The sequence below is a fragment of the Enterococcus sp. AZ149 genome (assembly GCF_051714285.1).
In the GTDB taxonomy this organism is placed as follows: Bacteria; Bacillota; Bacilli; order Lactobacillales; family Enterococcaceae; genus Enterococcus_D; species Enterococcus_D entomosocium.
On sequence record NZ_JBIORO010000001.1, the window covers coordinates 1,891,993 to 1,907,528 of the forward strand.

At 41.9% G+C, this 15,536-nt stretch carries 13 protein-coding genes; 2 read left to right on the forward strand and 11 right to left on the reverse strand.

The window, feature by feature from the left end; all coding sequences use genetic code 11:
- Positions 1–45: 45 nt before the first annotated feature.
- The 7 genes from IGI94_RS08850 to IGI94_RS08880 all read right to left on the reverse strand — a co-directional run bounded on the left by IGI94_RS08850 (position 46) and on the right by IGI94_RS08880 (position 8,645).
- The gene (locus IGI94_RS08850; RefSeq protein WP_008382170.1) at positions 46–1,146 is read right to left on the reverse strand and encodes a glycerol dehydrogenase; all 1,101 of its coding nucleotides are present in this window, start codon (positions 1,144–1,146) and stop codon (positions 46–48) included.
- A gap of 187 nt (positions 1,147–1,333) precedes the next feature.
- A complete protein-coding gene (gene dnaJ / locus IGI94_RS08855) occupies positions 1,334–2,503 on the reverse strand; it encodes a molecular chaperone DnaJ (protein ID WP_005235650.1) in 1,170 nt (389 codons plus the stop codon).
- Between the two features lie 126 nt (positions 2,504–2,629).
- Positions 2,630–4,459 (reverse strand): molecular chaperone DnaK, encoded by a 1,830-nt coding sequence (dnaK, locus tag IGI94_RS08860; protein WP_005235649.1) that lies wholly within the window; start codon positions 4,457–4,459, stop codon positions 2,630–2,632.
- A gap of 52 nt (positions 4,460–4,511) precedes the next feature.
- Positions 4,512–5,099: a nucleotide exchange factor GrpE gene (grpE, locus tag IGI94_RS08865; protein ID WP_438899639.1), complete on the reverse strand. Its 588-nt coding sequence runs from the start codon at positions 5,097–5,099 to the stop codon at positions 4,512–4,514.
- 38 nt (positions 5,100–5,137) lie between these two features.
- On the reverse strand, positions 5,138–6,181 hold the full coding sequence (gene hrcA / locus IGI94_RS08870) for a heat-inducible transcriptional repressor HrcA (RefSeq protein WP_005225934.1): 1,044 nt from the start codon (positions 6,179–6,181) through the stop codon (positions 5,138–5,140).
- A gap of 182 nt (positions 6,182–6,363) precedes the next feature.
- Entirely contained in the window at positions 6,364–7,554 is a 1,191-nt protein-coding gene (hemW, locus tag IGI94_RS08875; protein WP_008378119.1) for a radical SAM family heme chaperone HemW, read from the reverse strand.
- Positions 7,555–7,997: 443 nt separating this feature from the next.
- A complete protein-coding gene (locus IGI94_RS08880; protein WP_005235640.1) occupies positions 7,998–8,645 on the reverse strand; it encodes a hypothetical protein in 648 nt (215 codons plus the stop codon).
- A gap of 161 nt (positions 8,646–8,806) precedes the next feature.
- On the opposite strand from IGI94_RS08880, the gene IGI94_RS08885 reads away from it, so the two are divergent.
- Positions 8,807–9,628, forward strand: coding sequence for an aldo/keto reductase (locus IGI94_RS08885; protein WP_438899640.1), 822 nt, complete (start codon positions 8,807–8,809; stop codon positions 9,626–9,628).
- A 136-nt stretch (positions 9,629–9,764) separates the two neighbouring features.
- Here the strand turns inward: IGI94_RS08885 and iadA are convergent, their stop codons facing one another.
- The 4 genes from iadA to truB all read right to left on the reverse strand — a co-directional run bounded on the left by iadA (position 9,765) and on the right by truB (position 14,789).
- Positions 9,765–10,949, reverse strand: coding sequence for a beta-aspartyl-peptidase (iadA, locus tag IGI94_RS08890; protein WP_016620344.1), 1,185 nt, complete (start codon positions 10,947–10,949; stop codon positions 9,765–9,767).
- 30 nt (positions 10,950–10,979) lie between these two features.
- Positions 10,980–12,671: a putative basic amino acid antiporter YfcC gene (gene yfcC, locus IGI94_RS08895; protein WP_176273503.1), complete on the reverse strand. Its 1,692-nt coding sequence runs from the start codon at positions 12,669–12,671 to the stop codon at positions 10,980–10,982.
- A gap of 235 nt (positions 12,672–12,906) precedes the next feature.
- Complete coding sequence (ribF, locus tag IGI94_RS08900) at positions 12,907–13,860, reverse strand: riboflavin biosynthesis protein RibF (protein WP_008378129.1); 954 nt, start codon at positions 13,858–13,860, stop codon at positions 12,907–12,909.
- Positions 13,861–13,862: 2 nt separating this feature from the next.
- Complete coding sequence (gene truB, locus IGI94_RS08905) at positions 13,863–14,789, reverse strand: tRNA pseudouridine(55) synthase TruB (RefSeq protein ID WP_016610162.1); 927 nt, start codon at positions 14,787–14,789, stop codon at positions 13,863–13,865.
- Between the two features lie 122 nt (positions 14,790–14,911).
- Between truB and IGI94_RS08910 the strand changes: the two genes are divergently transcribed.
- On the forward strand, positions 14,912–15,490 hold the full coding sequence (locus tag IGI94_RS08910) for a phosphatase PAP2 family protein (protein WP_005235629.1): 579 nt from the start codon (positions 14,912–14,914) through the stop codon (positions 15,488–15,490).
- Positions 15,491–15,536 lie beyond the last annotated feature (46 nt).

The window sequence follows — 15,536 nt, forward strand, 5'->3', positions numbered from 1 at the left end:
TTTTTAATCAACAAGTATCGATCAATGAACGATTATAAAATAACATTAAAGAGGATAATAAGCAGTCACATAGGCATCCACGGCTTTGATCGCGGCTACAACATCTTCTGCGGATACCGTGAACGGCATATTGTGAATCGTCTCCCCTTCGATGGTTGCTTGTTTACCGACTTTCATAAGCTCTGCATCGCTAACATCAGAAAGATGCATTTCAGCTAATGTCGTTGGTAATTCCAACGCCTGATACAACTCAATATATTGGTCAATTTCATCAGGATCCGCGTTTTCCAGCATCAATTGTGTAAGTGTCCCGTAAGCAACTTTCTCCCCATGAGTCAAATCATGGACGTCTCCTTCAAGGGCTGTCAAGCCATTATGGATCGCATGAGCTGCTGCCAAACCAGCACTTTCAAAGCCTAAACCACTTAACAGAGTGTTGGCTTCCACGATTTGTTCAAAAGCTTCGGTAACGACTTGTTTTTTATTTGCTTGATAGGCTTTCAGTGCATTCTCAAAAAGAATCTCTTCGCATTTTTCAGCGATTGCCATGCCGGCAATTGGTTGAATACCACCCACCATATTCTTACTATGGCTTCGGGCAACGGCGCGTGCTTCGACATAGGTTGCTAGTGCATCCGCAATACCCGCTGCAAGTAATTTGGCAGGCGCTTTCGCAATAACGGCTGTATCCACTAAGACAAGTTCAGGGTTTTTGTTGTAAAAACGATATTTTTCAAAGCGACCTTCATCTGTATAAATAACAGAAAGTGCCGAAGTTGGTGCATCAGTAGAAGCGATCGTTGGCAAAACAGCAATCGGTATGTTTAATTCATCCGCAACAGCTTTCCCAGTATCGATGGCTTTCCCGCCACCTAATGCAGCAATTACTTCAATGGATTCGCTTTTGGCTTTAGAGACGATACGATCGATTTCATTTGCAGAAGCTTCTCCACCAAAAATTTCTTTTACCGGACCTAAATCAGCCGCTTTGAGATTTTCAAATAAATCTTCCCCGGCAATTTTCCAAACTGTTTCATCGGTCAAAAGCAGCACTTTCTTTCCTAGATCTTTAATGTGAGATAAACCATCCTTCAATACTCCTTTTCCTTGAACGTATCGTGACGGACTCGCAAATATTCTTTCCATTGTATCTCCTCCTTCAATTGGTCTACTTTTATTGTGACACACTAAGCAAGCGATTTCAAAGGAAAAGAAAAAAAGATGGCCAAGAAGATTCGATTCTCGCACATACTGCACATTTATAGCCATACAAACACTCATGCCCTTATAAAACTGATGGTTTTATAAGGGCATGAATTGGATTATTTACTTGTTATTTCTTTTTCCCACCAAAAGCATCTTTCATTTTATCAAAAAACCCTTCTGGTTGTTGTTCGGTGGTTTCATGACCACTAGCTTTTGCATAAGCCCGCAATGCTTCTTTTTGTTCCTCATTTAAGTTCTTAGGTGTGATCAGCTTCACTTTGACTTGTTGATCGCCATTGCCGCCTCCCCGTAAGCGAGGTGCTCCTTTACCGCGTAAGCGGAAGTTCGTACCTGTTTGGGTCCCAGCTGGGATTTTTAACTTCACATTCCCGTGAACGGTTGGCACATTGACCTCATCTCCTAAAGCTGCTTGGACAAAATTCAACGGCAACTCGTAATAAATCTCTGAACCGTCACGATCAAAAATATCACTTTCTTCCACACGGAAAACAACGTATAGGTCCCCATAAGGACCACCATTGGTTCCAGCTTCCCCTTGGCCAGATAAACGCATTTGTTGTCCATCTTCGACACCTGCAGGCACGTTGACTTTTACATTATGTTTTTTCTTTTCATGGCCAGTACCATGACAGGTTGTACATGGTTCTTTGATTTCTTTCCCAGTTCCATGACAAACATCACAGGTTTGACGGCTCATTACACGACCAAGCGGTGTTTGACGTTCAACATTGATAGTACCTGCACCATGACATTTATGACAGGTTTCTGGTGAAGTACCTGGTTTTGCCCCGTTCCCGCCGCAGGTATGACAGGTTTCTTCACGATTGTATTGAACAGTTTTTTCCACTCCGAAAATCGCTTCTTCAAAGGAAAGATCAACCGCATATTGCAAGTCTGCTCCTTGTCGAGGTGCATTAGGATTGGCTGCTCTGCCGCCTCCGCCACCAAAAAACGATTCGAAAATGTCTTCAAATCCACCAAAACCGCCACCGGAGAATCCGCCACTGTTAAAGCCGCCGAATCCACCGCCATAACCGCCTCCGTAGTTCGGATCGGTACCAGCATGACCATACTGGTCATAAGCAGCTCTTTTTTGGGAATCACTTAATATTTCATAGGCCTCAGAAATCTCTTTAAACTTTGCTTCTGCATCAGGTTCTTTATTGATGTCTGGATGATATTGTTTTGAAAGCTTACGATAAGCTTTTTTGATTTCGTCATCCGAAGCCCCTTTTTGTAGACCTAAGACCTCATAATAATCTCTTTTGTCTGCCATTGGCTTCCCTCCACTCTATTCTTGCGTCTCTCGTATTTTAGCATATAATTCGCTCTAGAAAAATACGTTTCGCAAATTCATAAGAAAAAGCCAAAGCGGTGACTTTGGCTTTTTCACAAACAGCGATTATTTATCGTCACCGTCTACTTCTTCAAAGTCGGCGTCAACCACATCGTCTGCGCCGCCTTGTGCAGCTTCTGGATTTTCTTGTGCTTGTTGTTGTGCTGCTTGTTCGTATAATTTAACGGTTAAGTTTTGTACGATTTCATTCAAAGCATCACGTTTCGTTTTCATTTCTTCTAAGTTGTTTGCTTCAACCGCAGCTTTCAACTCATCACGAGCTTCTTCCGCTTTTTTGACTTCGTCTGCATCCACTTTGCCTTCAAGCTCTTTCAATGTTTTATCAACAGTGAACAACAATGCATCGACGTCATTGCGTAGATCAACTTCTTCTTTACGTTGTTTGTCAGCTTCAGCGTTTGCTTCAGCATCTTTTACCATGCGTTCGATTTCTTCATCTGATAAACCTGAAGATGATTTGATCGTGATTTTTTGTTCTTTTTGTGTACCTAAATCTTTTGCAGAAACATTAACGATCCCATTTTTATCGATATCAAATGTTACTTCGATTTGAGGGATGCCACGAGGTGCTGGTGGAATATCCGTCAATTGGAATCTTCCTAATGTTTTGTTATCAGCAGCCATTGGACGTTCCCCTTGCAAGACATGGATATCAACGGCTGGTTGATTGTCTGCTGCAGTTGAGAAGACTTGTGATTTACTTGTAGGGATAGTTGTGTTACGATCGATCAGTTTTGTGAAGACAGCACCCATCGTTTCGATACCTAATGATAATGGTGTAACATCTAGTAAGACAACATCTTTCACATCCCCAGTGATCACGCCACCTTGGATCGCAGCCCCCATCGCTACCACTTCATCTGGGTTTACTGATTTGTTTGGTTCTTTATTGGTTTCTTTACGTACAGCATCAACTACTGCCGGAATACGAGTTGAACCACCAACTAAGATCACTTCGTCGATTTCTGATTGTGATAGACCAGCATCTTTCAAAGCTTGACGTACTGGAATTTTTGTACGTTCTACTAAGTCTGCTGTTAATTCATCAAATTTCGCACGAGTCAAGGTCATTTCCAAGTGCAATGGACCAGCATCGCCAGCTGTAATAAACGGTAAGCTGATTTGTGTACTTGTTACACCTGACAAGTCTTTTTTCGCTTTTTCAGCAGCATCTTTCAAACGTTGCAAAGCCATTTTGTCTTTTCCAAGATCAATGCCGTTTTCTTTTTTGAATTCTGCTACCATGTGATCGATGATTTTGTTATCAAAGTCATCCCCACCTAGGTTGTTGTCCCCAGCAGTTGATAATACGTCAAAGACGCCATCACCTAATTCAAGGATCGATACGTCGAAAGTACCGCCACCTAAGTCAAAGACCAAGATTTTTTCATCTTTATCTGTTTTATCTAACCCATAAGCTAAAGCTGCGGCAGTTGGTTCATTGACGATCCGTTCTACTTCAAGACCGGCAATTTTACCAGCATCTTTGGTTGCTTGACGTTGTGCATCGTTGAAGTATGCAGGAACAGTGATGACTGCTTTTTCAACTTTTTCCCCTAAATAGTCTTCAGCAAATCCTTTGATGTATTGAAGAACCATTGCGGAAACTTCTTGTGGTGTATACGATTTGCCTTCAACTTCTACTTTGTATCCAGCTTCACCCATATGGCGTTTAATAGAAGAAATCGTATTAGGATTTGTCACTGCTTGGCGTTTTGCAACTTCCCCTACTTGGATCTCACCATTTTTGAATGAGACAACAGAAGGTGTGGTACGGTTTCCTTCTGGATTCGTAATGATTTTTGCTTCGCCGCCTTCAAGGACAGCAACAGCTGAGTTTGTTGTTCCTAAGTCGATACCGATAATTTTACTCATAAGTAATACACTCCCTTTTTTAATTTAAACATCTACTTATAGATAGAAAGAACTATTGTGCAACGATGACCATGCTTGCACGCAAGACACGATCATGCAATTTATACCCTTTTTGCAAGACAGAAACGATTGTGTCTGCCGGTGTTTCATCAGAGGCAGGTACAGTCTGCACCGCTTGATGCAAGTTCGGATCGAACATTGCACCTTCAGCAGGAATCTCTTCGATTCCCTCTTCTTTTAAGGCTTGACGCAGACTTTCAAGAACCATTTCAACGCCTTTTTTCAAATTCGCCGCTTGGTCTTGATCGACATCTGCTGCCATCGCTCGTTCCAAATTGTCGATTGCTGGCAACAGTTTTTTGCCAAGATCTTGCGAGCGGTATTTTTGTAAAAGTTCCCGCTCGTTGCGGTTACGTGAAGTGATATTTGCGATCTCTGCACGAGCACGCAGGAATTGATCTTCCAATTCATTATTCTTTTCTTGCAAAAGTTCCAATTCGCTTTTTTCCACTGCTTCTTCCTCTGGTTGAGGAGTCTGTGCTTCAGTTTCAGTTGATTCATTTGAAGATTCAGTTGTTTCTGCGGTTTCTTCAGCAGATTTATCTAATTCTTCATCTAAACGCTCTTCTTTTTCCGTCACGTTTCAACCATCCCTTCTACGATTTGTTTCATTGCCGCTTATTCATTGGCAGCGTCTAATGCGCGATAATAATCGGCCAATTTTTTTGCTAACTCGCCTCGAAAAACTTCCATCAAACCAAACATCCGTGAATACGGCATACTTGATGGACCTAATAAAGCGATCGTTCCTTGTCCATGACCTTCGATTTCATAGCTAGCTTGGATCAAACTCATATTTTGTAACAAGTCATTGCCAAGCTCAGAGCCGATTCTGATTTGAATCGCAGAATCTCTTGGCGCCAGCAGCTGTGTCAGCTGATCTGCATTTTTCATAAATGAATACATCGATTTGAACTGACTAACATCTTGCGTCGGTTCAAAATCCAGAAGATTCATTCGCCCGCCGACGAAGATTTTTTCTTCAAAAATGTGGCTCAGCATCGTATCAAAGAGATCAACGATTCCGTCAGTCGTTTGAAAATACTTATGCAGAATCATAGGAATCTCTGTTCTTAAACGATGGTAGACCGTCATTAGAGGCTCACCGATCAATTTGTCGTTGATGATCCTTACCATTTTTTCCAAATCTTCGCTGCTCATCGATTCAGGAAGAGTAAAGACTTGATTTTCGACATTCCCTTTATCCGTCACGATGATCGCGATGATCTGTCGTGCATTCAATGGGACGATTCGAAAACCGGTCAATTTCCTTTCCTTCATATCTGGCCCGAGAGACAACGCTGTATAGCTAGTCAAGTTGGACAAGATCGTGGCAGACTGCTGGATGATTTCATTGATTTCATGAAAATCTTTTCCAAAAGAATGACGAATGGTTTGAATTTCGTTTTGGTCAACTTCCGATGGCTTCAATAAGTGATCAACGTAATAGCGATACCCTTTTATTGACGGCACACGCCCTGAAGATGAATGTGTCTTTAACAGAAGTCCAGCTTCTTCCAGCGCCTTCATCTCATTACGAATGGTGGCAGAGCTAGCTTCAACCCCATCTTCCATCAATCGCTTCGAGCCCGTGGGCTGACCAGTATTCGTATAATTTTGGATGATGAGGTGTAAAATCATTTGTTGTCTAGGTGTCAACATTTTATCCACTCCTCCGTTAGCACTCATTCCTATTAAGTGCTAACACGATTATAAATATACCATATTTGCTATGAATGTCAAGTATTTGCATCACTTTTTTAGCACTCTTTCTAAGAGAGTGCTAAAAAAGAAATCAAAAAAAGAAGCAGCACGAAATGGCTACTTCTCTTACTCGTTCTTTCTTATTTTTCTCCATCCAAGAGAAATGCTTCAAACACTTCGTTGCCAATAAACATCCCAGCTTTCGTTAAAAAGACACGGTCACCTTGACTAGCCAACCAGCCTTTTTGAATCAACTGTTCGCTCGTTGAACCATAGATTTCCTGAAAAGACTTCCCGAATTTTTCTGCAAACTGTATTTTTGAAATGCCGACCTTTTTACGAAGGCCTAAAAACAGTTCCTCTTCCATTTGATTGCTGGTTGTCAATTCTTCGATTTCGTGGATTGGCAACTGATTTTCCTGTAATGGTTTCAAATAATGCTGGATTGGACCTTTGTTCTTGTAGCGAGTCTGTCCAAGATACCCGCTGGCGCCTGCCCCAAAGCCAAAATAATGTTCATTGTTCCAATACACTAGATTATGTAAGGACTCATACCCTGGTCGTGCAAAATTACTGATTTCATATTGGTTCAATCCAGCTTTTGTCATCGCGGCGATCGCCTCATCAAACATCTGCGTTTCAGCTTCTTGAGAAGGCAGTGCCATTCTCCCTTGGCGAACCCAGTTCATAAACATGGTTTTGTTTTCTAAAATCAAAGAATACATCGCATAGTGAGGCAACCCGAGATCAATCGCTCGCGTCAGTGTATCACGGAAGCTTTCTATGCTTTGTCCCGGAAGTGCATAAATCAAATCGATCGTCACATTCTGAAAATCATGTTTTTCCAGCAGCTGAATAGTTGAATAAACATCTTCAGCGGTATGCTTGCGGCCAATTTTTTTAAGCAAGCGATTATCAAAGGTCTGGACCCCCATCGACAAGCGATTGACTTGATGATTTTTCAAAACCAGCATTTTTTCTTCACTCAAATCACCAGGATTTGCTTCCACTGTAAACTCTTTGGTTGTGTGTGTTGGCAGCAATTCATGCACACCTGACAGCAATCGATCCAGTTGGTTCGCCGAAAGCGACGTTGGCGTCCCGCCGCCGATATAAATCGTTTTCGCCTCATTGAGAGGCTGACGCAAGAGGGTCAGCTCAATTTCTTTTAGTAACGCTTCGATGTACTCATCCACTGGCTGCCCTTCTAAAAACACTTTGTTGAAGTCACAGTAGTAGCAGATATGTTCACAGAAAGGTATATGTATATACGCAGAAATATTTTGCGCGCTTTTTGTAGATGGATCGTTTATTGTTTGACCTTCAGGCATTCCTAAGTAATTCTCCTCTACCTTCTTTTTTGCTCCCACCGCTGAGAGCACCGGCACTCATTGTAGCATAGTTCTTAGAATTCTCCTATCACTTGGACTATTTTTAAGCAAGAAAAAACACCACTTCCAAGAAGTGATGTCTTCAAATATTCATAGAAAAAATAAAGAGCACTACTCTTATTAAGTACGGTAAAATACCGCTTTTGTTCTTATCCCGCCCAGAAAAAAATCTGTTTGTTACAAGAACTAACACTTCCCCCAAACTGTTAGCGCCACAATAGATAAGCTGTTGTTGACGGCTTACTTAACAAGAGCAGGACTCTTATTCATGAAAGACAATTGCTTGTCTTATCTGACTTAAGTATACCTTTTTAAAAAAATTAAGTCCTATCATCTTTTTCACCAGTCTATGAAAACGATGAGAATCTTCACCTTGGTAACAGTTATAAAATGTGCAGCAAAATATCGATCAGATAGCGGATCAACCGATACGCAATAAATAAGAAGAAAATATTTCCCAGCAAGAATTGAAAGACATTGCCAATCGATCCCTTAAAGGAGCGAAAACTGAAATAACGCGACCAACGATTGAACCCGTTTTGGCGGTTTCGTTTCAAACGATACGCTTCATCATACTTCATCTCCAAGAGGTCATAATAAAAAATCATCAAGGGTTGTTGCACAAAGAAAACTTTTTTATAGCCTGCCATCAACGTGTACTGCTTATTATTGGAAGGAAAGTTGCGATTGCCGTTTTTCTTCACGCGCATCGTTGTTCCATCATTCATTTGGAACGCATAATGATCCTCAAATTCTGTCAGTTGATGAATTTGCGGCACCTGATTTTCTTCTTCGAAAGCAAGTACGACCTCACTCGCTCGCTGATAAAGTGAAACCAACCACGCCATTATGCCTAGCAATATAACTAGTAAAATGATATTTAAAAGCAAACTTTCTTGTAACAAAAGTAAATAACCTAAGATAATCAAAATCGCCACACCAAGGGCAATCATTCTTCTACGGAAATAACTGCGATACATCAATTCAAAAGAGCGCCGATAATAGGCAAAATCTTCTTTAACAAAATCCATTTTTTCCACATCTTTCTGTGTTTAGGTTGCTGATAATGTATCAAAGATCCTTTTGAAAGTCAATTTCCCTCAAAAGTTTCAGCGTCTGATTTGTTTCAAACAAGAAAACGTTTTATAATGGAAGATGTAACAAAAAAAGCGATGAAAGTAGGTTGAGATACGTGATATCACAAGAAACATTTACCTTGCAGAACAAACTGGCAATTCCTAAGATTGGCCTTGGAACCTGGCAATCTTCTCCAGAAGATGCTTACAACGCAACAAAATTTGCCATTCAAAATGGTTATCGACATGTCGATACAGCGGCAGCTTACAAAAACGAAGAAGCGGTTGGGAAAGCTGTGCGCGATTCAGGCGTTGCCCGCGATGAAATTTTTGTTACCACGAAAGTACCTGCTGAGTTAAAGACCTACCAAGAAGCGGTTGATAGCATTGATGCCTCTCTAAAAAAACTTGACTTAGGGTATATCGATTTGATTTTGATCCATGCCCCTCGTCCTTGGAAAATCATGGGAAACAATCCAGAAAACAAAGATTTTTATCTTGAAAACATCGATGTTTGGAAAGCATTAGAAGAAGCCTACTTAAGTGGAAAAGTAAAATCGATTGGTGTTTCCAACTTCGATCAAAAAGATTTGCAAAATATTTTTGATCATTGCGATGTGAAACCGATGGTCAACCAGTTTATTTACCATATTGGCCGCACAAATGAAGAACTATTGACATTTTGCAAAGCGCACGAAATTTTAGTGGAAGGCTATTCACCAATCGCTACTGGTCGTTTACTCGATAACGATGCAGTGAAGACGATTGCTGAAACCTATGGAAAATCTATTCCACAACTTTCAATTCGTTACTTGCTACAAAAAGACATTCTGCCATTGCCAAAATCCGTTCATGAAGAATACATTGCTGACAATGCCAAAGTTGACTTTGAAATTTCTGAAGAAGACATGAAGAAATTGGATGAGTTGCAAGCTTAAGAATACTTGCGTTTAATTGAAAAAAGCAGTCCGATCAAGTCCAGTAAATGCTGGTCATGGATCGGGCTGCTTATTTTCTTCTACAACTCTGTTTAGAAAAACAACCGTTTCTTAGTCTGTTAAAACTGAATTCTTCTTATGTTAGTTGTTCAAAGGTACCCCACACTTTTACTTCTTGTTCTTCTACCATTGTTCTGCCTTTTGCTAGAACCGTTTCTACTGCTAATGAGTCTTTGTTCAGCAAGCAAATATCAGCATCCATCCCTGCTGCAAGACGTCCCTTTTGATCAAGCTTCAATACTTTCGCTGGATTGGAAGTGATTGCTCGAATGGCGATCTCCAATGGAATCTGCTCTTTTTGGACTGCTTCTTTAATGCCTACCATCAGCGCTCGCGAACTGCCGACACCCAGACCTATGAATTGATTGTTTTCATCAAAGTACGGGAGGCTGCCTTGCCCATCAGAGGTCATGGTAAATTGATCCAGGCCGATCCCTTCTGCTAACAAACGTTTCAATCCTTTACTGAAGCGAACCTCATCGTCTTCTTTTTCCCAGAAATCAGGATCTTCACTCGCCGTAAAATCAATCGTTCCACCCATTTTTGCAAAAGCAATACTTGCTTCGAAAAGCTCGCTGGTCCGATTGGCATGTGTCGGTAAAAATTGGCTGATTGGAATCTCTGTCTCTTCGATGGTTCGTAAAAGCAGCTCATATTTTTTCTTTCCTCCACCTAAGTGGACGTTTACGATACCTGCTTTTCCAGAAAGCATCCCACCAACACGAGCATCCGCAACCGCGCGGGTAAATTCTTCGAAACTTGGTTGTGAAGAACGATGGTCAGAAACGGCAATTTCACCGATACCAATAATTTTATCGATAGTCAAAAAATCTTGGATGATGGAATCCGTGACGGGCGCCAAAGGCAATCGATACGAACCGTCATAAAGATAAGTCGTGATGCCTTCCGCCTCTAGTCCACGCGCCTTACTGATCAAGGCAGTCATATCTCTGCCTACTCCGTCAGTACCTAAACAGCCAACCACTGTCGTTACTCCTGCAGAGGTCAATTGACTCAATTTCACTTCTGGTGTCCGGTTTTGAAAGCCGCCTTCCCCGCCACCTCCTAAGATATGAAAGTGGCAGTCAATAAAGCCGGGCACAGCGAGTAACCCTGTGCCATCGATTTCTTCAAGAGGAACACCTGAGAATCCTCCTTCAATCGAATCTTGAATAGCAATGATCTTGTCTTCATTTAATAAAATATCTTTTTTTCCTAAATAGTCAGGAGCGTAAACCTCTGCTTGTCGTATCACCTTCATAAGTGCTTCCTCCTTGTGGCTGATTACTTCTTATTGCAAGCCGATTGCGACCGCAATAAAGATAAAAATCGTTCCTAATACAAATAAGAAACCTTGCATTTTGATCTGGAATTTCGCCCATTTCACCCATTCGATTCTTGCGACACCTAAGACACCGATCAGACTTGCCGATACTGGAGTGAAGGCATCCATAAAGCCCGAGCCTAATTGATAAGCCAAGACAGCGATCTGTCTAGAGACACCTAAAAGATCGGCTAATGGCGCCATGATCGGCATGGTTAATGCAGCTTGACCTGAATTTGAAGTCACGATCAAATTGAAGAAGCTTTGGAAAATGTACATGAACCAGGCACCAATAAAAGCTGGAACATTGCTTAACAATCCGCCGATGCTGTGCAAAATCGTATTCAACGCTGACGGCACATTGGCATCAGAACCGCCGAGAACCAGAAGAATCCCTTTGGCCATCCCTACAACGATTGCAGTTCCTGCCAATTCTGAGGCACCAGATTGAAAGGCACTCGCCACATCATTCAAGCCCATATTTTCTAATTTGAAAAGAACCGCTATGATTCCTGCCCCTAAGCCCATAACAAAGAATTGAGAAGCAATCTCGGGAATATAGTAGCCTTTCTGCGTCACACCCCATACGATCCAGATCAAAACCGCCAGCATTTCAACCAAGATCAATTTATGACCTAATAAAAATGGTTTTTGCTCACTGGAGGTTTTTTCAAGATGATTTCTAAAATACGCATCCGATTGATACGTTAGCGATTTCTCAGGATTCTTGCGAATTCTTTCGGCATAGATCATGAGGTACCCTGCGGATAGTGCGGTAACCACGACCCACATGATGATTCGGAACGTTGCGCCTGAAAGAACGGGAATACCTGCGATCCCTTGAGCTACTGCCACACTAAACGGACTCATCCACGAGGTGGCATTTCCAATCTGGGAGGCGACATAGGTGACGGTGACCGCCACGATCGAATCATACCCCAATGCGATCACGAAAGGCACCATGACCATCGAAAACGGAATGACTTCTTCTGCCATCCCAAAGGTAGCGCCCCCAAATGAAAAAGCAAAGAACAACAGCGGCAATGCCAAGCGTTCTAATCCACGAGTTTTGCTGATAAATGCAAAGATCCCCGCATCAATCGCTCCGGTTTGCATGATAATACCAAACGCACCACCGACCACTAGGATCAGTGCTGCGATCCCAACTGCTGAGCCGTATTTATCACCAGAAACCAATCCTTCAAAAACAAAATTTAAGAAGCCGAAACCGTTAAAGTCATCAGTTCCCCAAACCTTGGCTGTTTTGTGCAGTTTTTCAGAAGTATCATAAATTTTTTCGCCGTAAAGACTGTAAAGCGTGTCATCGGTCAGTCCCACCTCATCTAATTGACTCTGGGACAACTCTTTAGGCCCTTCAGCTAGAACAGCTGCTAAAGCCTCAGGATCGACATCTAATTCTTCCAACTCTTGTGGATCGTCTTCCAATTGATTCAACTGTTGATAGACGTATTCGTTATCTAACGGGTAGGCATAACGAAACGAATCTTGCATCAAGACCGTTCTGGTACTTATTTCCCCATTTGCATCGGTATACTCGATTTCTTGTGTACTGAATTTTCCAGCGGGAACTAAGAAAGTCAGCAACCACGCCAACAATACGACCCCAAAGATGATGACATACGTATGAGGCGTTTTCATTCTAGTTAAATCTTTCTTTTCTTTCCCCTTTTTCGCTTTTTTTCCAATTGTCACTTTTTCTCTCCCTTTCCCTTTGCAGCGTTCTGCATAAATTATCATTTTTGCCTATTTTTTAGTATATCGAAAAAACGTTTTTTCCTCATGGGGAAAGCATTAGAATTCAAATAAACTACGTTATAAAAAGAAAAAGAAAAAGTGAAAAGAAGCCAGAAACGCTTCTTTTCACTACGAATGCTTAGTTTTCTTCAGAAAGCCCATCAAAATAAGTTTCAGTGTCTCGTTCATCTTGCTTTAATTGTTCGATCAACGCTTGTGCGCCATTGAAAGCGACTTGATCACGTAAGAAATGATGCCAGCGGATCGCCACGGTTTCACCATAGATATCTTGGTGAAAATCGAGAATATAGATTTCAACTGTTAACTGGCGCCCCTGACCAAACGTATCATTGTGACCAATCGATCCCATCGATGGATACCACTTGTCACCGACTTTGATTTCCGTCACATAGACGCCTTCTTTTGGCAACCGAACGGTGCTCTTTACTTTGATATTCGCGGTTGGAAACCCAAGTTCTCGTCCTCTAGCATCACCGTGAACGACGGTTCCTTCAAATTCATAAATATACCCTAACAAGCGATTGACTTGTGCCATATCGCCATTTTGTAGGGCAGAGCGAATGCGTGTGGAGCTAACCTTTTCTTCATCAAACGATTCTTGCGCGACAGTCACAACTTCAAAACGATTTTCTGCATATGTTGGTAACAGCGCCATGTTGGCTATCTCTTTCTTGCCGTAGGTATAGTCGAATCCAGCAACAACAACTTTTGCATGCAGACCGATCATGTATTCATCCACAAACACCTGTGGTGCCAGATTTGCAAAAGCAGAAGTAAACTCAATGATATAAAGAATATCTACTCCAAGCTTTTCCATATGCGCTTCCTTTTGAGCCAAGCTGGTCAGGTATTGCATTTTTTCAGGATCGACTTTTTGAAAAACGATCGAGGGATGTTGATTAAAGGTCATTAATGCCAATTTTAACCCTTTTTCTTCTGCGATCTTTCGTCCTGTTTCAATGACTTTCTGATGACCTAGATGTACGCCATCGAAAAAGCCTAACACTAAGACGATCTCCTCATCAGGAATCGTTTCGTGATCATAAGGGTGTCTCATTTCAATGATTTCCATGTTCATTCTCCTATTTCTGTACGGATGACTTTTACCGGTTTCATCATATCTTGGTATTTGTCATGAGCTTTATAGATACTGATCAATTGTTCTCGATAAAAAATCGCCACTAATTCCTCTGGGCGCTCTTGTAATCCAAACACGCTGAAAGGCAAGCGCATGCCATTTTTTACTTTCTGCCAGAGGTCCGCATCGATCGTCACTTGAACAAACTCCGATACCCCATATTCCACCGGTAGCAGTAGTTCCGAAACACGTTGTTCATCGACTGCCTTTTGCACCTCTGCAATCGTGTAAGATTGTTCTTTAGAAAAACCACCGCTTTTTAAGCGAGTCAAATCAGACATATGCGCGGGTACACCCAGCAATTTTCCTGTGTCGACCGCTAACGTGCGAACATAAGTCCCTTTTCCACAAGAAACTTCAAAACGCCAGCTTTGCGTATTGTCCTCATGAAAAACCGGCTCTGAAATTCGTTTGAAGGAATAAATTTCTGCTTTGCGCTGTGGTCGCTCGACAGTTTCATTGTTGCGAGCATATTCGTAAAGTCGTTTGCCATTGACTTTGACCGCCGAATACATCGGCGGGATCTGGGTAATCGTCCCCGTCAACTGTTTCATTGCCTGATCGATTTCTGTCTTCGTAAACGGACGAGTTAGTGCTTGTTGTTCAACGATATCCCCCGACCGATCTTCTGTAGTGGTACTGAAGCCCAAGGTGATTTCCCCGGTATAGACTTTTCCAGAATCAACCAAGTATTCGACGATCTTCGTTCCTTTTCCGATACAAATGGGCAAGACACCATCCACGTCAGGATCTAGTGTGCCGCTGTGTCCGATTTTTTTTGTCTTTAATATTTTTCGTAATTTAAACACGCAGTCGTGACTTGTTTGTCCACGCTCTTTCCATAATGGTAAAATCCCGTCCATCGTATTCCTCCATTTCACTTCAACTTGCTTATTATAACATATAAAAAAAATTCATTGCACGACAAAATCCTTTTCGCTCCTTCTCATTACATGATAAACTAAGCATATAAGGAGGTCCTAAAATGGTTGTTTTAACGATAGGGTCATTTATTGGATTTGCCATCTTTTTGATCATGATTCAGCTCGGCACGATGCAGCGTTGGGAAGAAGCGTTTGCTTTGCAGATCATCCAAAGCCGTACGCCTTCTTTGACGCGCATGATGCACTTTTTTACCAATTTAGGAAAAGCCTTTCCGACAGTTGCGATCGCTTTACTATTGTTTGTCTTTCCATCATCGCGGGCGGATCTTGCACCAAAAACAGCAGTCAGTATCTTCATAGTATCAGCAGCTGCTTACCTGATCAAACGGATCGTCCGACGAGATCGTCCGATCGATCATCGTTTAGTTGAAGAAAAAGATCACAGCTTTCCTAGTGCCCATGCTGCCACATCCGCTGCCATGTACGGAACGATCGCCTTGAATCTTGGACAATTGGTTCCCTCAGCAGTCCTTCCGATGACTCTGCTGGCAGTTTTGTTAAGCTTTATGATCGGCTTTAGCAGAGTCTACTTAGGGATCCATTTTTTAACAGATGTGATCGGAGGCTGGCTCTTGGGGACAGGTGTTGCTGGACTGGTAACTTTACTGATGAATACCTGATGCTCTTTTCAAATAAAAAAGAACAGCTTCGATTGGAAGCTGCTCT